General features: G+C 58.1%; 15 protein-coding genes, 1 rRNA gene and 1 pseudogene. 8 read left to right on the top strand and 9 right to left on the bottom strand.

Annotated elements, in window-relative coordinates; translation table 11 throughout:
* Position 1 precedes the first annotated feature (1 nt).
* Positions 2–1228 carry a zinc-dependent alcohol dehydrogenase gene (locus ACIONG_RS05295; RefSeq protein ID WP_401297218.1) on the top strand — a complete coding sequence of 409 codons (1227 nt, stop codon included), beginning with the start codon at positions 2–4 and terminating at the stop codon, positions 1226–1228.
* A gap of 52 nt (positions 1229–1280) precedes the next feature.
* On the opposite strand, the gene ACIONG_RS05290 is transcribed toward ACIONG_RS05295, so the two are convergent.
* Complete coding sequence (locus tag ACIONG_RS05290; protein WP_103307143.1) at positions 1281–1658, bottom strand: low affinity iron permease family protein; 378 nt, start codon at positions 1656–1658, stop codon at positions 1281–1283.
* Between the two features lie 81 nt (positions 1659–1739).
* On the opposite strand from ACIONG_RS05290, the gene ACIONG_RS05285 reads away from it, so the two are divergent.
* A complete protein-coding gene (locus tag ACIONG_RS05285; RefSeq protein ID WP_401297216.1) occupies positions 1740–2174 on the top strand; it encodes a DNA methylase in 435 nt (144 codons plus the stop codon).
* Here ACIONG_RS05285 and ACIONG_RS05280 read toward each other — a convergent pair.
* Both ACIONG_RS05280 and ACIONG_RS05275 read right to left on the bottom strand, forming a co-directional pair.
* Complete coding sequence (locus tag ACIONG_RS05280; RefSeq protein ID WP_103307146.1) at positions 2171–2386, bottom strand: PLD nuclease N-terminal domain-containing protein; 216 nt, start codon at positions 2384–2386, stop codon at positions 2171–2173. The genes ACIONG_RS05285 and ACIONG_RS05280 overlap by 4 nt on opposite strands.
* Positions 2387–2438: 52 nt before the next feature.
* A pseudogene (locus ACIONG_RS05275) lies at positions 2439–2582 on the bottom strand (iron ABC transporter substrate-binding protein); the annotation flags it as partial.
* Positions 2583–2696: 114 nt separating this feature from the next.
* Between ACIONG_RS05275 and ACIONG_RS05270 the strand changes: the two are divergent.
* Positions 2697–3824, top strand: coding sequence for a saccharopine dehydrogenase family protein (locus ACIONG_RS05270; protein WP_401297213.1), 1128 nt, complete (start codon positions 2697–2699; stop codon positions 3822–3824).
* Positions 3825–3855: 31 nt separating this feature from the next.
* On the opposite strand, the gene ACIONG_RS05265 is transcribed toward ACIONG_RS05270, so the two are convergent.
* Both ACIONG_RS05265 and ACIONG_RS05260 read right to left on the bottom strand, forming a co-directional pair.
* Positions 3856–4332, bottom strand: coding sequence for a thiol-disulfide oxidoreductase DCC family protein (locus tag ACIONG_RS05265; protein WP_401297211.1), 477 nt, complete (start codon positions 4330–4332; stop codon positions 3856–3858).
* A gap of 233 nt (positions 4333–4565) precedes the next feature.
* The gene (locus tag ACIONG_RS05260) at positions 4566–6623 is read right to left on the bottom strand and encodes a hypothetical protein (RefSeq protein ID WP_401297209.1); all 2058 of its coding nucleotides are present in this window, start codon (positions 6621–6623) and stop codon (positions 4566–4568) included.
* A 311-nt stretch (positions 6624–6934) separates the two neighbouring features.
* On the opposite strand from ACIONG_RS05260, the gene ACIONG_RS05255 reads away from it, so the two are divergent.
* Together ACIONG_RS05255 and ACIONG_RS05250 are read left to right on the top strand one after the other, a co-directional pair.
* The gene (locus ACIONG_RS05255; RefSeq protein WP_401297207.1) at positions 6935–7201 is read left to right on the top strand and encodes a hypothetical protein; all 267 of its coding nucleotides are present in this window, start codon (positions 6935–6937) and stop codon (positions 7199–7201) included.
* Between the two features lie 156 nt (positions 7202–7357).
* Positions 7358–8077: an SDR family NAD(P)-dependent oxidoreductase gene (locus ACIONG_RS05250; RefSeq protein ID WP_401297206.1), complete on the top strand. Its 720-nt coding sequence runs from the start codon at positions 7358–7360 to the stop codon at positions 8075–8077.
* A 63-nt stretch (positions 8078–8140) separates the two neighbouring features.
* Here ACIONG_RS05250 and ACIONG_RS05245 read toward each other — a convergent pair whose 3' ends face one another.
* Together ACIONG_RS05245 and ACIONG_RS05240 are read right to left on the bottom strand one after the other, a co-directional pair.
* Positions 8141–9130 carry an alpha/beta hydrolase fold domain-containing protein gene (locus tag ACIONG_RS05245; RefSeq protein WP_401297204.1) on the bottom strand — a complete coding sequence of 330 codons (990 nt, stop codon included), beginning with the start codon at positions 9128–9130 and terminating at the stop codon, positions 8141–8143.
* Positions 9130–9570, bottom strand: coding sequence for a TspO/MBR family protein (locus ACIONG_RS05240; protein ID WP_213028501.1), 441 nt, complete (start codon positions 9568–9570; stop codon positions 9130–9132). The genes ACIONG_RS05245 and ACIONG_RS05240 overlap by 1 nt, the downstream gene beginning before the upstream one ends.
* A 182-nt stretch (positions 9571–9752) precedes the next feature.
* Here ACIONG_RS05240 and ACIONG_RS05235 point away from each other — a divergent pair, with 182 nt between their 5' ends.
* On the top strand, positions 9753–9980 hold the full coding sequence (locus ACIONG_RS05235; protein ID WP_103307369.1) for a hypothetical protein: 228 nt from the start codon (positions 9753–9755) through the stop codon (positions 9978–9980).
* Positions 9981–10069: 89 nt separating this feature from the next.
* On the opposite strand, the gene ACIONG_RS05230 is transcribed toward ACIONG_RS05235, so the two are convergent.
* Positions 10070–10516, bottom strand: coding sequence for a hypothetical protein (locus ACIONG_RS05230; protein ID WP_315448681.1), 447 nt, complete (start codon positions 10514–10516; stop codon positions 10070–10072).
* Between the two features lie 323 nt (positions 10517–10839).
* On the opposite strand from ACIONG_RS05230, the gene ACIONG_RS05225 reads away from it, so the two are divergent.
* Positions 10840–12759: a tyrosine-protein phosphatase gene (locus ACIONG_RS05225; RefSeq protein ID WP_401297201.1), complete on the top strand. Its 1920-nt coding sequence runs from the start codon at positions 10840–10842 to the stop codon at positions 12757–12759.
* Between the two features lie 41 nt (positions 12760–12800).
* On the opposite strand, the gene ACIONG_RS05220 is transcribed toward ACIONG_RS05225, so the two are convergent.
* Positions 12801–13778: a helix-turn-helix domain-containing protein gene (locus ACIONG_RS05220; RefSeq protein WP_401297199.1), complete on the bottom strand. Its 978-nt coding sequence runs from the start codon at positions 13776–13778 to the stop codon at positions 12801–12803.
* Between the two features lie 503 nt (positions 13779–14281).
* Here ACIONG_RS05220 and ACIONG_RS05215 point away from each other — a divergent pair.
* A 16S ribosomal RNA gene (locus ACIONG_RS05215) occupies positions 14282–14451 on the top strand; the annotation flags it as partial.

Here is a 14451-nt window from a genome sequence, read left to right as displayed (position 1 = left end):
CATGCGAGCAATGACTTACCACGGCGCCCATGATGTCAGAGTCGAAACCGTGCCGGACCCGATCATCGAAGCCCCGGACGATATCATTCTGCGGGTCACGGCCACGGCCATTTGCGGCTCGGACCTGCACCTGTATCGCGGCAAGATTCCCACGGTCGAGCATGGCGATATCTTCGGCCATGAGTTCATGGGCATCGTCGAGGAAACGGGGGCGGCGGTGACGGCGGTACAGCGTGGCGATCGGGTGGTGATTCCGTTCGTGATCGCCTGTGGTGATTGCTTCTTCTGCCAACTGCAACAGTACGCTGCTTGCGAAACGACCAACTCGGGCCCGGGCGGGGCGCTGAACAAAAAGGTCATTCCGCCGCCGGCTGCACTGTTCGGTTATAGCCGTTTGTATGGCGGCATTCCTGGTGGCCAGGCAGAACTGGTGAGGGTGCCAAAGGCCAATACCGGGCCGTTCAAAGTGCCGGGGACGTTGTCGGACGAGAAAGTGTTGTTCCTCTCCGACATCCTGCCGACCGCGTGGCAAGCCGTGACCAACACCGGTATCGGCCAAGGTTCAAGCATCGCGATCTACGGCGCGGGGCCAGTCGGCTTGCTCAGCGCTGCCTGCGCGCGAATGCTCGGTGCCGAACGCATTTTCATGGTCGATCACCACGCCTATCGGCTGGAGTATGCCCAGCGCACCTACGGCGTGATCCCGATCAACTTCGATGACGACGATGATCCGGCCGACACCATCATTCGCCAGACGCCCGGCAGTCGTGGTGTCGATGCGGTGATCGACGCAGTGGGCTTCGAAGCCAAGGGCAGTACCACGGAAACCATCATGGCCACGCTGAAAATCGAGGGCGGTAGCGGCAAGGCGTTGCGCCAATGCATTGCGGCGGTGCGCCGGGGCGGGGTGGTGAGTGTGCCCGGCGTGTATTCCGGACCGATCCACGGTTTCCTGTTTGGCGATGCATTCGATAAAGGCCTGACGTTCAAGATGGGCCAGACCCACGTGCAGCGCTTCCTGCCCGAACTGCTCGGCCATATCGAGACCGGGCGCTTGCAGCCAGAGGCGATCATCACCCACCGGATGTCTCTGGAACAAGCCGCCGAGGGCTACAAGATCTTCGACAAGAAAGAGCAAAACTGCCGCAAGGTGATCCTCACGCCGGGCGGCAGTGATGTACCGCTGGCGGAGACGATTGAGACACCCGCTTTAGTGCCAGCAACTTGATCGGTTGATAGAGCAGAAAGTGGAGTGCCCCATGCACTCCACTTTCAGTCGTTCAGTCTGCGGTCGAGTCGACATTGATCTCGTCGTTTTCCCCGAGGGAGCTGTAATGCGCACGCAGTTTGCGCAGTTCCCGGGTGCCCATTTTGTCCAGGCACAGCGTTGCATTCTGTGCGTCGGTGGTGGCCCGGATCAGCTCATCGATCTTCAGGTGCAAGATATCGTTGTCGCGGTTTTGTGTGTTCTGGATCAGGAACACCATCAGGAACGTGATGATCGTGGTCGACGTGTTGATGATCAGTTGCCAGGTGTCGTTGTAGTGAAAGTACGGGCCAGTCAGTGCCCAGATGATGATCAGGACGATCGCGGCGACAAAGGTTTTCGAGCTGCCGGCCCAATTGGACAGGGCCTGACAGAAAGACGCAAATTTCATGAATGGACGAGCTCTTGAGGAAGGTAGGGCATAGACCCCGGCAAACCTTTGAAATTCTTTTTTACAATTGCGGAGTGCTCAATGAGTAAAACGATCACCGCGCAGGACCTGCATATCCACTTCGGCCACGGCGATGAGACGCCGCTGTTCAAATGGTTGATCGCCAGTTTTCTGATGGGCAAACGCATTCAGGCCGACATTGCTGCACAGGCTTATCGAGTGATCATGGAAAAACGGCAGCGCGATACACCGCGCAAGTTGGCCAATTGCAGCCATCGGGAACTGGTGGCGATGCTCGGCGAGGCACATTACGTGCGTTACGACGAAACCACAGCAAAGCGGCTTCTGGCGTTGGCTCACAAGCTCAATGATGAATACGCGGGGAAGATCGGCAATATCGTTGCCGCAAGTGCCGATCGCCAGGCGTTCGAGCAACGCCTGGCGGAATTTGACGGGATCGGCCCGAAGACCGTCGAGATTTTCATGCGTGAAGCCGGCGCGCTACTGTTCCCTTAACGACCCGGATGCGACGCCGTATTCTGGCTGATGTGTTTAGGCCCGGCGATTGCCCAGGCGATCAGTCCGAACAGCGGCACAAACACGATCAGCACAATCCATACCCCCTTGTTACTCGATTTGCCCTCGCTTTTACGCACCCGATTGATGGCCCACAGTTCAATAAGCAGAAGAACTGCCGCCAGTACGATCCACACGGTTTCGATTTGCATTGGCTACCTCCTGATGGTCTTTGTTAGGTGGCGTGTGGTGCGGCGGGTTCATTTAATTTTCGTTGAGTGCCTTGAGTTGCCGGGCCAGATGCAGGGCGACCGCACCGCTGTTGACCGTCGGCTGTAAATGGGTGAATGGAATGTCGATCATGCGGTTCTTGCGCACGGCACGCAGGCGCGATAACACCGGGTCGTTGAGCGTTTGATGTCATGGCATTGGCTTGCCGGCGCCGGGCCCGATATCCTTCACGCTCCGTGTGCGGATGTGCGCAATCGGGAAAAACAGCAGCCGGTCAGTAGGGAAGTGGAAATGTCGTTCAGGGTGATGGTGGTCGGTGGCTACGGTAATTTCGGCAGCATTGTTTGCCGGCATCTGGCGGTCATGCCGGGTGTGGAGCTGGTGCTCTCCGGGCGCAATCCGGACAAGTTGCAAGGCAAGCTCGATGAGCTGAACAGCCAGTCGGGGGCTGTCGCCGAAGGTTGGTGCGGCGATGCCATGGGCCCCGAGTTCAGCGCGGCGCTGCGTTTGCTGAATATCCACCTGGTGGTGCATACCGGTGGCCCGTTTCAAGGACAATCCTATGCGGTTGCCGAGAGCTGCATCGCCGCCTCGGTGAATTACTGCGACCTGGCTGACTGCCGAACCTTCGTCAATGGCGTGGGCCTGCTCGATGAGCGGGCGAAAGCGGCAGGTGTGGCGATTCTCAGTGGCTGCAGTTCGGTGCCAACGCTGTCTTCGGCGATCATTGATCAGCAGCGTCATCGCTTCTCCCGTATCGACGTCATCGAGCACGGCATTTCCTCCTCGGCGAAGATGCCGGGGCTGTCGACCATCGAAGGCGTGCTGGCCTACGCCGGCAAACCGATCCGGCAATTGAAGAATGGCCAGGTGCAGGAAGTGTCGGGCTGGCTGGACCTGACCTTGCGCAAGATGCCGCAACTGGGCACCCGGTTGCTGGCGAACGTCGACGTGCCGGACATGGATATCTTTGCCGGTCGTTATGGCGCACACACCCTCAGTTTCAAGGCTGGCGCCGGACTGAAGCTCGGCGGTATTGCCAATGGTCTGTTGGCGCAGGCATTGAAAGTCGGGCTGGTGCGCGACCACGCGATCTGGGCGGCGCGCCTGCATCGACTGGGCACTCGGTTCGAACGTTTCGGCGATGGCAAAAGTGCGATGTACATCGATGTTCAGGGCGTGGGCGTTGACGGCAAACCGCTGTCGATGACCGCGCAACTGACCGCCCTGAATGACAAGGGACCGGAAATCCCAAGCTGCGCCGCTGTGGCGCTGGCGGCAAAAATGGCTCAGGGCTACGTGCCGTCACCCGGCGCCCGTCCATGTGTAGGGGAAATCAGCGTCGAGGAATACCTGGCGGCGATCAACGATCCGGCCAACCTGAGCCTGTCCGTGCAATTTTCTGACGGGCAGCGCTGAACAGACACTATCTGGCTGCTGACCTCGCTGGTCAGCTGTCGGAGTCAGCGGCAGACGGCGCCGCCATTTTCAGAAAGCGCTGTTCGTGGTCTGGATTGGGCAGCAGACAGGTATCGTATTTGCCGAACAGTCGATAACGATTCAGCGCAATGCGGTCATAGCCCCAGTCGCGCAACATGCGCGGGAAGATGCGCAGCAGTCGCAAAGGCTGCCAGCGGCCGGGCAACTGCTTGATGACTTCGAGAAAAGCATCTGAACGTTCCCAGTAATGCCGGTCACGAATCACCGCCATGGTGTCGAACTGATCCAGCGGCAACCCCGCCCACGCGAGCAGCGCCTGACCCTCGGGCGACTGCACCGCCGCCAGGCGCACACGCCGCTGATGATCATGCCGAATCAGGAACCGCGCCCAGCCATTGCACAGTTTGCACACACCGTCGAACAGCACCACCGTTTCGCCAGGCTTGAGCAGTGGCGCGGGGGTAGGGCGGGGTTGCGCGGTTGGCATGGTGTGGGTCCATTGGGTTGGGGGTAACGGGATCATAACCGTGGGGACGGTTGGCGTCTGCTTCCCTATCGGTCCCGTTTGCAGATGACATTGAGTTGTCGATGCGGGTCGGCTGATGTGAGTTTGCTCAGGGGCCACCGGTTTTGGTCGATGACTCCTGAGGGAGTGCCTATGGCGTTGAAAAGGTCATTCGTGTTGTTTCTGGCACTCCGAAAGCATTGAATAAACCGAGGTCAGAAATTTTTCCGGAGATTGCCTTTGGCGATTTGTTCCAAGACCTCCATGTAACGCTCAGGTGTGACGCCAGACATGTCGTAGGCGGTGGTGAATACGGGTGGAAAGTCTTTGCCGGGGACCTCGTACTTTGCCGAGACTTGCGTGATCAGAGTGTTGTAAAGGTTGATCAGTGTCGGGCAGCCTGCGTATTCGGGGAAAACGCGGACAGCTTCGTCCAGGCAGTCATACAGCGGGATGCTGTACATATGCCCTTCGTTTTCCTCGACGCTGCCGTGAAATCGCCCTTGCGCATCTTTCAGGAAGTGCTTGAGCAGGTGGGGGTCAAGCACAGGTATGCCATTGCGTGGGTAACCTGCGTGAAACTGGCCGTTGATGATCACCAAGGGCATTACCTTAAGATCTTCGCGTCCGGCGAGTGCGGGGTAGTACGCTGCGCAAAACGCTTGCAGATTCTCGCGAACCCGCTCTGCTTTTCGGCTGGCCTGAGCCGTTTTGGTTTCTATTCCATTGTTGTCGAATATTTCGTTGTGATAGTCCAGCGCAGTGACAGGCGTGCGCCGGCTTCTGAGTTCGGCAATGACGATCAGGTTGCCAAAAGCGAACGTCATGTCGATTTCTTCGAATTTTTTCGGCGCGTATCTGAACTTTAGCGCCGCTGTCCAACAGAGGTGCTCGGCCAGAATGGGGTTATTCGATCGACACTCTTGCAGGACATTGAGGATGTCTTGCTCGAACAACTTGCCACGGCGCTTGGCTTTAGGATCGACGCGCTTCAGCCAAGTGTCGAAGTTGCGTCCGATGCTGGCGGTGAGCAGGGCACTTACCGGAAAACTTACCTGTTCATCGAGCACCAGCAGGGGCTGGCTCCAGAGGTCGTGCTGAAGGCTGCTGGCGTTATAGGAGAGCATGTCGATAACGATCCTCACGTCTTCGACCAGCATATTCGTGCAGTGCGCCAGGTGTGCGATCAACTCGTCCATCCGGAACCTCGGAGCAAAGGCGAGCACCTCGTCCCACTGCCTCGGCGAAGGTTTTGAGAGGTCCGCTTCTCTTATCTGAGCGGCAAGAACGGTCAGGTGAAACCAGACTTTCAAGACATTGCGCATTGTCTGGTCCCTGGCGTTGCTGGATGCCGGGTCCAGGATGGGATGCAAGTGCTGATCGATCATGTAGTACGGCGCGGCTCGATGGTAGGCAGCCGACGTCTGCGCCTCTTCTGACAGGCCTCGCCAATGGGTGCTGGACAAGCTGCTGTCGGAGCTCTGGTAATGCAGGTATTGACCTTGATCCAGCCGTGCTTCAGTGATCAGGCGCCGACTTCTCATGTCGCGGACGATCTGCATGGCATTGGTGGCATTGTGGTGATCCCGGCGGTACTCGGAAATAGCTTTGATCAGATGCGGGTCCGGTGTTGTGGAAGCGAGAACCACGCCCTGGGGGTGCGGGAAAAACCGCGATTCCCCGTAGAGCAAGTCCTGCCAGATGCGCGAGAAGTTGTGAAACAACTGCACCATCGAGGTTTCATTCTCAAGAAGGGTGAACTTGTCCAGTTGGTGCGGGCGAGCTTCAGGAAAGAGCCGGTCGAGGTCCTCCCGGTGCTTGAGCAGCTCCCAGAACGCTCCGCACAGGCTGTCCAGACGATGCATGTTCAAGGTGTTGGGATCGACCTCGACGTTGCCGTAGGTCAAGGTGGACTTAAGGGCGAGGTGCTGTTCCAGCGACGCGTCGGGCCGCTCGGCCATAAGTTCCATCTGCTCCACGGAAATCCGGTAGAACGCATGATTGGCGGCACCCAGGTGCGCCTGAATCAGCTCGTTCGCACTCAGTGGATTGTCGCGGCTGAAGGTGAACTGCTTGCGCGTATTTTGCACGCGCTGGAAATGGTCATTTAGCCAGGCCACACCATTGAGGAAACCGCGTTCCTCGTTTCCTGGACCCCTTGTCCACTCATAAGCTTGAAGCCAACTGGATAGCTTGAATTCGGCCAGCATGGCCGGATGGGGAAGTTGTTTATCACGAGCTAATTTCAACAGCGTTGTCTGAGGCTGGTTCACGGCGAGAAGTCCTTATCTCAATTTTGCGAGAAATGTTCTGCGACGCACCTGATGGCGCTGCCAGACCTTAATTCCTCGTACACCGCACATCAAGCCAGTCTCAGCGCCGAACAGGTAGGACAGGGCCGTGAGGAAGGAGCCAGGTGCGCCTTTTTCAAGCCTTGAATTACCCTTGGAAACCTCGTTGCGTTGGGTTTGCCAGGATCATTGACTGCATCAATAACAACCATTAACGCAATCAGGTTCTCATATCAGCACCTCGGCGTAAGATCGGCTCCATTCCCAACCACTGCACATCGGAGCACATCAACATGAAACGCCAAACTCTTCTCGGCATTGCCTTCTCGCTCTTCGCACTGAACGCGGTTGCCGCAGCCACTCAGACTGATCCACTGTTCAGCGACGCGGTCGCTGCAGCCACCCAGACCGACCCACTGTTCAGCGACGCTGTCGCCGCCGCAACTCAAACCGATCCACTGTTCAGTGATGCCGTCGCTGCCGATGGTTCGGATCGCCTCAAAGGTAATCTGGTTGCCGAAGGTGGTGCAGACCGTTTGCTCGAACGCCGTGCCGCGTGAATGCAGGGTTTGACCGCAGCACTCGACAAGAGCCCGGCCTTATCAGCCGGGCTTTTTTTTGCCTCGAACATCTGGAAACAACCTGTTGATTGCCAATCTGTAAATCGCCTGTTTGCATGCCCGTCCACATAAGCATGAAGGTCAAGGAGACGGTCAGTGAAAACCATGGTGGTTGGTGCAAGCAAAGGGTTGGGCAAAGCCTTTATCGATGGACTGGGTGAGCAGGGCGATACGTTGATTGGGGTTTCGCGTAGCCGTCCCGAAACGCTGCCCTCCAGGCCCGGGATCGAGGTGCGGTGGGTAGAGGCCGATCTGGCTGAACCCATGAAAGCTGTGTCGGTGATTGAGCGAGCGGTTGCCGAAGGCGGGCTGGATACGCTGATCTACAACCTGGGCATCTGGGAGGACTTGGCTTTCGACCCCGCGTACGACTTCCTGGCTGATCACGACGATCAGGTGCAGGCGATCGTCAACTGCAACATTACGTCGACCATTGTGTTGATAAAACGCTTGCTGCCGGTGCTGCTGAAAAGCGCAAACCCAAGAATCATTCTGACCGGCTCGACCTCTGGCTTGGCGCAAAGTGGACGACCCGAAGTCACTTTCGGCGCTTCCAAGTTCGCACTACGGGGCATTGCCGATGCATTACGCGAAGGCTACAGGCAGCAACGCCTGGGTGTGACCTGTCTGAACCTCGGCTACCTGAATACCGAAGATCACCTCAGCACGCCCAGAGCGCTTGCCGAACAGCGCGGCGAGGGCAACGCCATTCCCGTGCACGACGTCGTGCAGGTGGTGCGGATGATCTTGAGTCTGTCCTCGGCAAGCTACGTCAAGGACCTGACCTTGCCGGCGATATTCGATGAGCGCTTCTGAGAGCAGGGTTTAGCCGCGCGGTTATGTTGGCCGGCGTCTCACCGATTGTCGGCAGCGACCTAATCAAGGACTTGAACGAGTGATCGACGCTGGCGCTTCGACCTGCGCCGAAATCCACTCACGGCTGTAAGCCAGCACGCTTTCAGCGATGGCTGTCGGAAAGTGGATGAAGCCGTGTGGGGAGGAGGGCAACAGATACACCTCGACGGGTGCTGAATTCATCCAGCGCTCGGCGATATCGAGGGTGTCGTCACGCAACGGATCCAGCTCACCGGCAAACATCAGGGCCGGCGGAAAGCCGCTGAAATCGCCGTACAGCGGGGACAGCGGCGGTTGGCGGCGCTGCTCGTCATTCAAGTCCGGCGTGAGCTTGCGCAGTGCTTCAATCATTCCCGGTCCGTCCAGCAGCAGGGTTTCTGGCGGTGCTTCGCGCACGCTCGGCGTTCCGGTCATATCGTAAACGCCGTAATACAGCAGTGCGCCGTTCACCCGTTGCAGCAACCCGGGCGAGTTTTTCAGCGCCAATAGCGTCGCCGCTGCCAGATGAGCGCCGGCCGATTCACCGACGACGATCACCGGCAGACCGGCAAATTCGTTCTGGCTGAGCAGCCAGCGGGCGGCTGCCACGCAGTCATCCATCACCCCTTCGATGGGCGTCGATACCGCCAGACGGTAGTCCACCGAGACGACCGCCACGTTGCACGTATTGACGATGGCGATGTTGAAGTTGTCATTCATCTGCGCATTGCCGATCACCCAGCCGCCGCCGTGGAAATCCAGCACCACGCCTTTGGCTCGACCCTTGGGCCGAATGATCCGCACGGCCGCGCCACTGTGGTCAATCCTCTTTCGCTCAGCCAGGAGGCCATGCTTGCGCAACTTGCCTTCGCCGCCAATCTGACTGACACGCAGCAACGCCTGAATCAGGCGTGGCACGACACGATTGCGGATTTTAAAGCGCGGCAACCACGCGAGTTTCTTGTTGAAATCGCGCACTTGCGCCAACTCGCGCTCGCCTTCGGGCCATGGTGCTTTACCGGGGGAGTGGGGCATCAGCGATTCTTGACCAGAATGGAAAAATTCAAGGCTGCGGCAACACACAGCCACGCCAGATACGGGAACAAAATCAGGCCAGTGATCAAATCAAGCTGCACAGCCATCACCACCATTGCTGCGACCACCAGCCAGAGCAGCGTCAGGATCACCATCCCGGCAACAATGTGATGCGCGCCAAAGAACACCGGCGTCCACAAGGTATTCAGCGCAATCTGCGCGGCCCATAAAGCCAGCACCGTCTGGCTCCCGGGAATCAGGCTCAAACGATAGCCAGCCCAGGCCAGCAACAGATAGATCACCGTCCAGGCCACCGGAAACGCCCAGTTGGGTGGGGTGAAGCCGGGTTTGGCCAGCGATTCGTACCACTGGCCCGGTTTGAAAATGATGCCCGTGCTCGCGGCAGCCGCGCAGGCCAGAAGGAAAATGAAAAAGGTCATTGCCAGTCCTTAGCTGTGGTCAGCTTAACGGGGGTGTAAACAAAGGACGCCCCGTGGCGCGAAAAGTTTGCATTGAACAATGACATTTATTGAAGCATCTGCTGTTCGTGATGAGGTTGAACCAAGAGCTGACTGGTCAGTCAGGATAGTCAGTACCTCTTCTTTCCAACGCGGATGAAACCATGCACACCTATCTTCTGAAATACCAGTTCAACGGCGAGCCTCGTGAACATTCACTCGAACTCAAACAGCCACGACTCGCCGATCACGAGGCCGCGATGCATCTTCTGGAATTGCATTATGGCGATGCGGAAAACAGTCTGCTCATGCCCACGGCAGATTCCACGCCGCCAGAGATCCTTGCGCAAGCCGAGAATCGAGGCATCACGCAGATTCGGGTCGAAGGCTAACACCTGTCCCTGAGGGAGTGGGTTTGCTCGCGAAGGGGCCGTATCAGCAAGGACTAATTCACGCTGAAACGCCACCTTCGCAATCAAAGTCAGGGTAAGACAGTGGACTCCGGCTCATCCCCTATGCAGTCGGGTGCATTCGGGCCGATGTCGATCATGGCGGCGGAGACCCGGGGCAACTCTCTGAAACCCCAGCTCAAAGGCCCGCCATCAGCCACCAGATCGTAAATTTCACTTTCACCCAGCAGTTGCCCGTTGCGCTGGTCGTACAGACGAAAAAACGCCGGTATCTCCCACCGGGGAAACCAGGCAAGCGGCACCGTTTCGTCCGGATGGGGGCGAGGGTGAAAAATGCCGGGCAGTACCCAGAAGGGTTTGAAATCCTGAACCCGGTAGCAACCGTTGGGACTGATGCGCGCTGCGCCCGAAGGCGTTGCCAGGGCTTTTTCCCACCATTGGGAAGCGGCCCACAACGCGGCCCATGAACCAACGCAGAAGAAAAGCGCCGCAAGGATTTGTCGGGAAGGTTTGGTCATGTTCGCGGACCTTTCACGGACCTGCCGTTCAGACACGCCGATGTGCCACGTGTGGCAGCCTGCGCATTTTCAATCCGGTGCATGGAGACATCCTGTCGCAAAAGGTCGGCAATTGTGCCGGTTCTGGAAATCCAGTCAAACAGCTGTTCCCCGTCACCCAAGTCCCCCACGTGGGAAATCTATAAAAAGGTATCGATATGGCCGATACACGCGTGCCATGGACCAATCGCGCAGCCATTTCGATCCAGAGTCAATCTGTCATATTCGGTATCACTTCATTGCAGATAGTAGCCAGCCCAATGCTTATTCCATGAGGCTGCACTGTGTTCCAACGTATTCTGTGTTCGCTGTCCGTTCTGAGTCTGTCCATCGCCGCTGCCCATGCCGCCGAGCCTGTTGCTCTCGATACGCCGCGCCTGACAAGCATCGACAACTTCCGTGATATCGCCGGCCTCACCACGGCCTACTCCACGGCCCATGACGGTACGATGCGCAGTAGCGTGTTCTACCGTTCGAATGCGCTGACGCCGTCGACGGCGGATCTGGCGACGCTCAACAGCCTTGGCATCAAAGCCGTTTACGACCTGCGCACCCCCAGCGAAATCGCCGCAACACCGGACACGATGCTCAGCGGTGCGACCTACGAAAACATCGACATCATCGGCAGCACCACCTCCGGCTCGAACATCACCAACATCTCATTCAACAGCGCCGCCGACGCGATCGCCATGATGGAACAGACCAACCGCGCGTTCGTCAGCGACGCGGGGATGCGCGGTCAGTTCGCCAAACTGTTCAATGAGCTGGCCAGTGTCGACGCTGCTCAACTGTTCCACTGCACTGCCGGCAAAGACCGCACGGGCTGGACTGCGGCGGTATTGCAGAGCATCGCCGGGCTCGATAACGCGACGATCATGGCCAACTACTTGGCGACCAACGATTACACTGCCGCCCGCGTCGCCGCGACCCTCAAAGCCATGCCGCCAGGCATGGCCGCCATTTACGCGCCGCTGCTCGGTGTGGAGGCCAGCTACTTGCAGGCCGGTCTCGATGAAGTCAGCGCGCAATACGGCAGCATGGACAACTACCTCAAGCAAGGTCTGGGGCTGTCGCAGGAAACGATCTATGTGCTGCGCGGCAAACTGGTCGAGTACAACAGTCTGCCGGGGCAGGCGGGACTGGTCGGCAATGCGGCCGCGGGTGCCGAGTTGTTGCGCCAGTTGCAGAACACCAACCTGTCCGGCACCTACAGTGCCTACAACTATTATCTGCAGTCGGCCATCGACGTCGGCACTCTCGGTGGTGTCGAGTCCTCGGTCGGCGGCCAGGTTCATGCCGATGCGGCCAGCTACCTGCTGCGCCAGAACGCGCTGATCGAACAGGCTGCCGCCCCGTTCGCCAGCGGCAGCGATCTGCGAGTCGGCCAATATCGTTTGTGGGCGACCGCGCTCGCCGGCTATTTGGGCACCGACGGTTCCGCGCACGCTGACAGCAGCAACGAACACAGCCAGGGCCTGATGGTCGGCATCACCCAGCGTTTCAGCGAACAACTCAGCGCCCGTGGTGGCTTCGGTTATAGCAAGGGCTCGGTGGGAGGGGCGGGTGGCGAAGCGGATACTGATTTCACCTTCTTCAACATTGGCGCCCGTTATGGCTTCGCCAGTCTGGAGCGCGGCTTCTATATAGATGCCAACGCCAGTGCCGGTTACACCGACTACGACAGCAAACGTGACCTCGGCGGTGGTCTCGGTTCAGCCAAGGGCAGCACTCACGGCAATCTGACGGGGGCGACTTTGGCATTGGGCTATCGCGTGCCGGTGAGCGGCATGACGCTGGAGCCGAGCCTCGGGGTGCGCGTCAGCCATCTCGATCTTGCCGGCTTCAAGGAGAAGGGCAGCGAGCTTTCTCTGGATGTCGATGACAACACGCAAACCCGTCGCAGCGCTGTGGCCAATCTCGACGTGTCTTTCGCCCCGATGGCGGTGGGCAATTGGCAACTGGTGCCGGGTGCGCGCGTGGGTTACGAACATGTACTCGGCGAGCATCAGGTCGATAGCGAAGGTCACTTGTTGGGACTGGATATCGAACAACGCGCTGCGTTCGACAATCGCGATCAGTTCAGCGGTGGCGTCAATCTCATGGCCAGCCTTGGCCCGGTCAGCGTGGGGGCAGAAGTGGGGGCCAGCGGTGGTGGCGACAGTCACGGCTTCGCCGGGAGCCTCAAGGCCAGTTATTCGTTCTAACTGTCATGGACTCCGGCCGCCCCGGTTTGGCGGCCGGACGCTTAGCGGCCCGACCGGGATTTCAAGTCTGCCGGGCTGACGCCATAAGCATTCTGGAAGTACTGGCAAAACCGCCCGACATTGCTGAAGCCAAACCGCAACGCCACCTCAGTCACCGAATTCGCGTGCCGCTGTGCCAGCGCCTCATAAGCCCGCTGCAACCTCACCTGACGCTGATACGCCACAATCGACGTCCCGACAAACCGACGAAACCCTTCCTGAAGCGCCCGCTGACTGACATTGCTCAACCGCGCCAGATACACGCCGCTGACCAACTGCTCCGGATGTGCCTGAATAAAATCCACCGCCAACTTCACATGCCGTGGCGCAATCAGGGGCGCTGGACGGCGTAGTGCTTGAGTGAAATTGTGCGGCCACGCCTCCAGCACCGCATCGATCAGCATTTCCCGCAGACGTGACGGCATGAGTGTGCCGGTGTTGATCAACAGATCGAACTCGCTGCCCGTCGCCAGATCGATCAACGCCTTGATGCCCTGAAATGCTGCCGTGTTCAGATCGACCACCGGTTCGAAGGCGATCTTTTGCAGAATCGGTTTGCCCAACAAGATCGACAACCGTTCGGTGAGTTGATTGCGATTGATCGAAATGCCGTGCTGGGCATGGTTGTCGAGAAAGTGCATTGAGCGAATTTCGGCTTTGTCGATGGCCAGGCCGATGTGCGCAGCGCCGACGGACTCGGTGGTGTGATGGAAAACGACCTTGCCGGAAGTAGGGATGACGAAGGTGATTTCGTCTTGCGGGTTGGGGAAGGACACCGAGAAGTCGCCGCAGTAATGCATGCGGCGGAAGCTGACTCCTTCATGTCGACCATAGACGCCGCCGATGATGATGTTTGAGGGCGGTGGCGGTGTGTCGCTATAGCGATTACCAAACATAGTCGAGAAGAGGGCGCCGAAGTCGTCGCTGCGCAGACCTTCGGAGCGGAGGATGATTTTCTGACGGGACGGGGATGGGAACAACTCGGTCGGTTCCTTTAGTGGGCGCTTGGGTTGAGGTCGGGAGGGGGACGTTAGCAGGTGGGGATAACAGGATTGTGACGGTTGGCCAGGGTTGCGCTGAGCGCCGTCTATATATAGTCGGCGCAAGAAGCGCTGTATTCGATGGGGTTTTCTCGTCAGGCAAAAGAATTTTCAGAGGGGGGTTGACCACGAATTCCAGTCCTGTATTATTCGCCTCCCGCTGACGAGGACTTTGAAACTGGTTAGCGCAAGTGATTGATTTAAATGAAAATAATCACTTGACAATAAATGAGGCTGCTGTAGAATGCGCGCCTCGGTTGAGACGAAAGATCTTAACCAACCGCTCTTTAACAACTGAATCAAGCAATTCGTGTGGGTGCTTGTGGAGTCAGACTGATAGTCAACAAGATTATCAGCATCACAAGTTACTCCGCGAGAAATCAAAGATGTAACCAACGATTGCTGAGCCAAGTTTAGGGTTTCTTAAAAACCCAAAGATGTTTGAACTGAAGAGTTTGATCATGGCTCAGATTGAACGCTGGCGGCAGGCCTAACACATGCAAGTCGAGCGGATGAAGGGAGCTTGCTCCTGGATTCAGCGGCGGACGGGTGAGTAATGCCTAGGAATCTGCCTGGTAGTGGGGGACAACGTTTCGAAAGGAACGCTAATACC

Source organism: Pseudomonas sp. NPDC087817, from assembly GCF_044742875.1.
Lineage (GTDB): Bacteria > Pseudomonadota > Gammaproteobacteria > Pseudomonadales > Pseudomonadaceae > Aquipseudomonas.
This window is presented reverse-complemented; position numbering and strand designations above follow the sequence as displayed.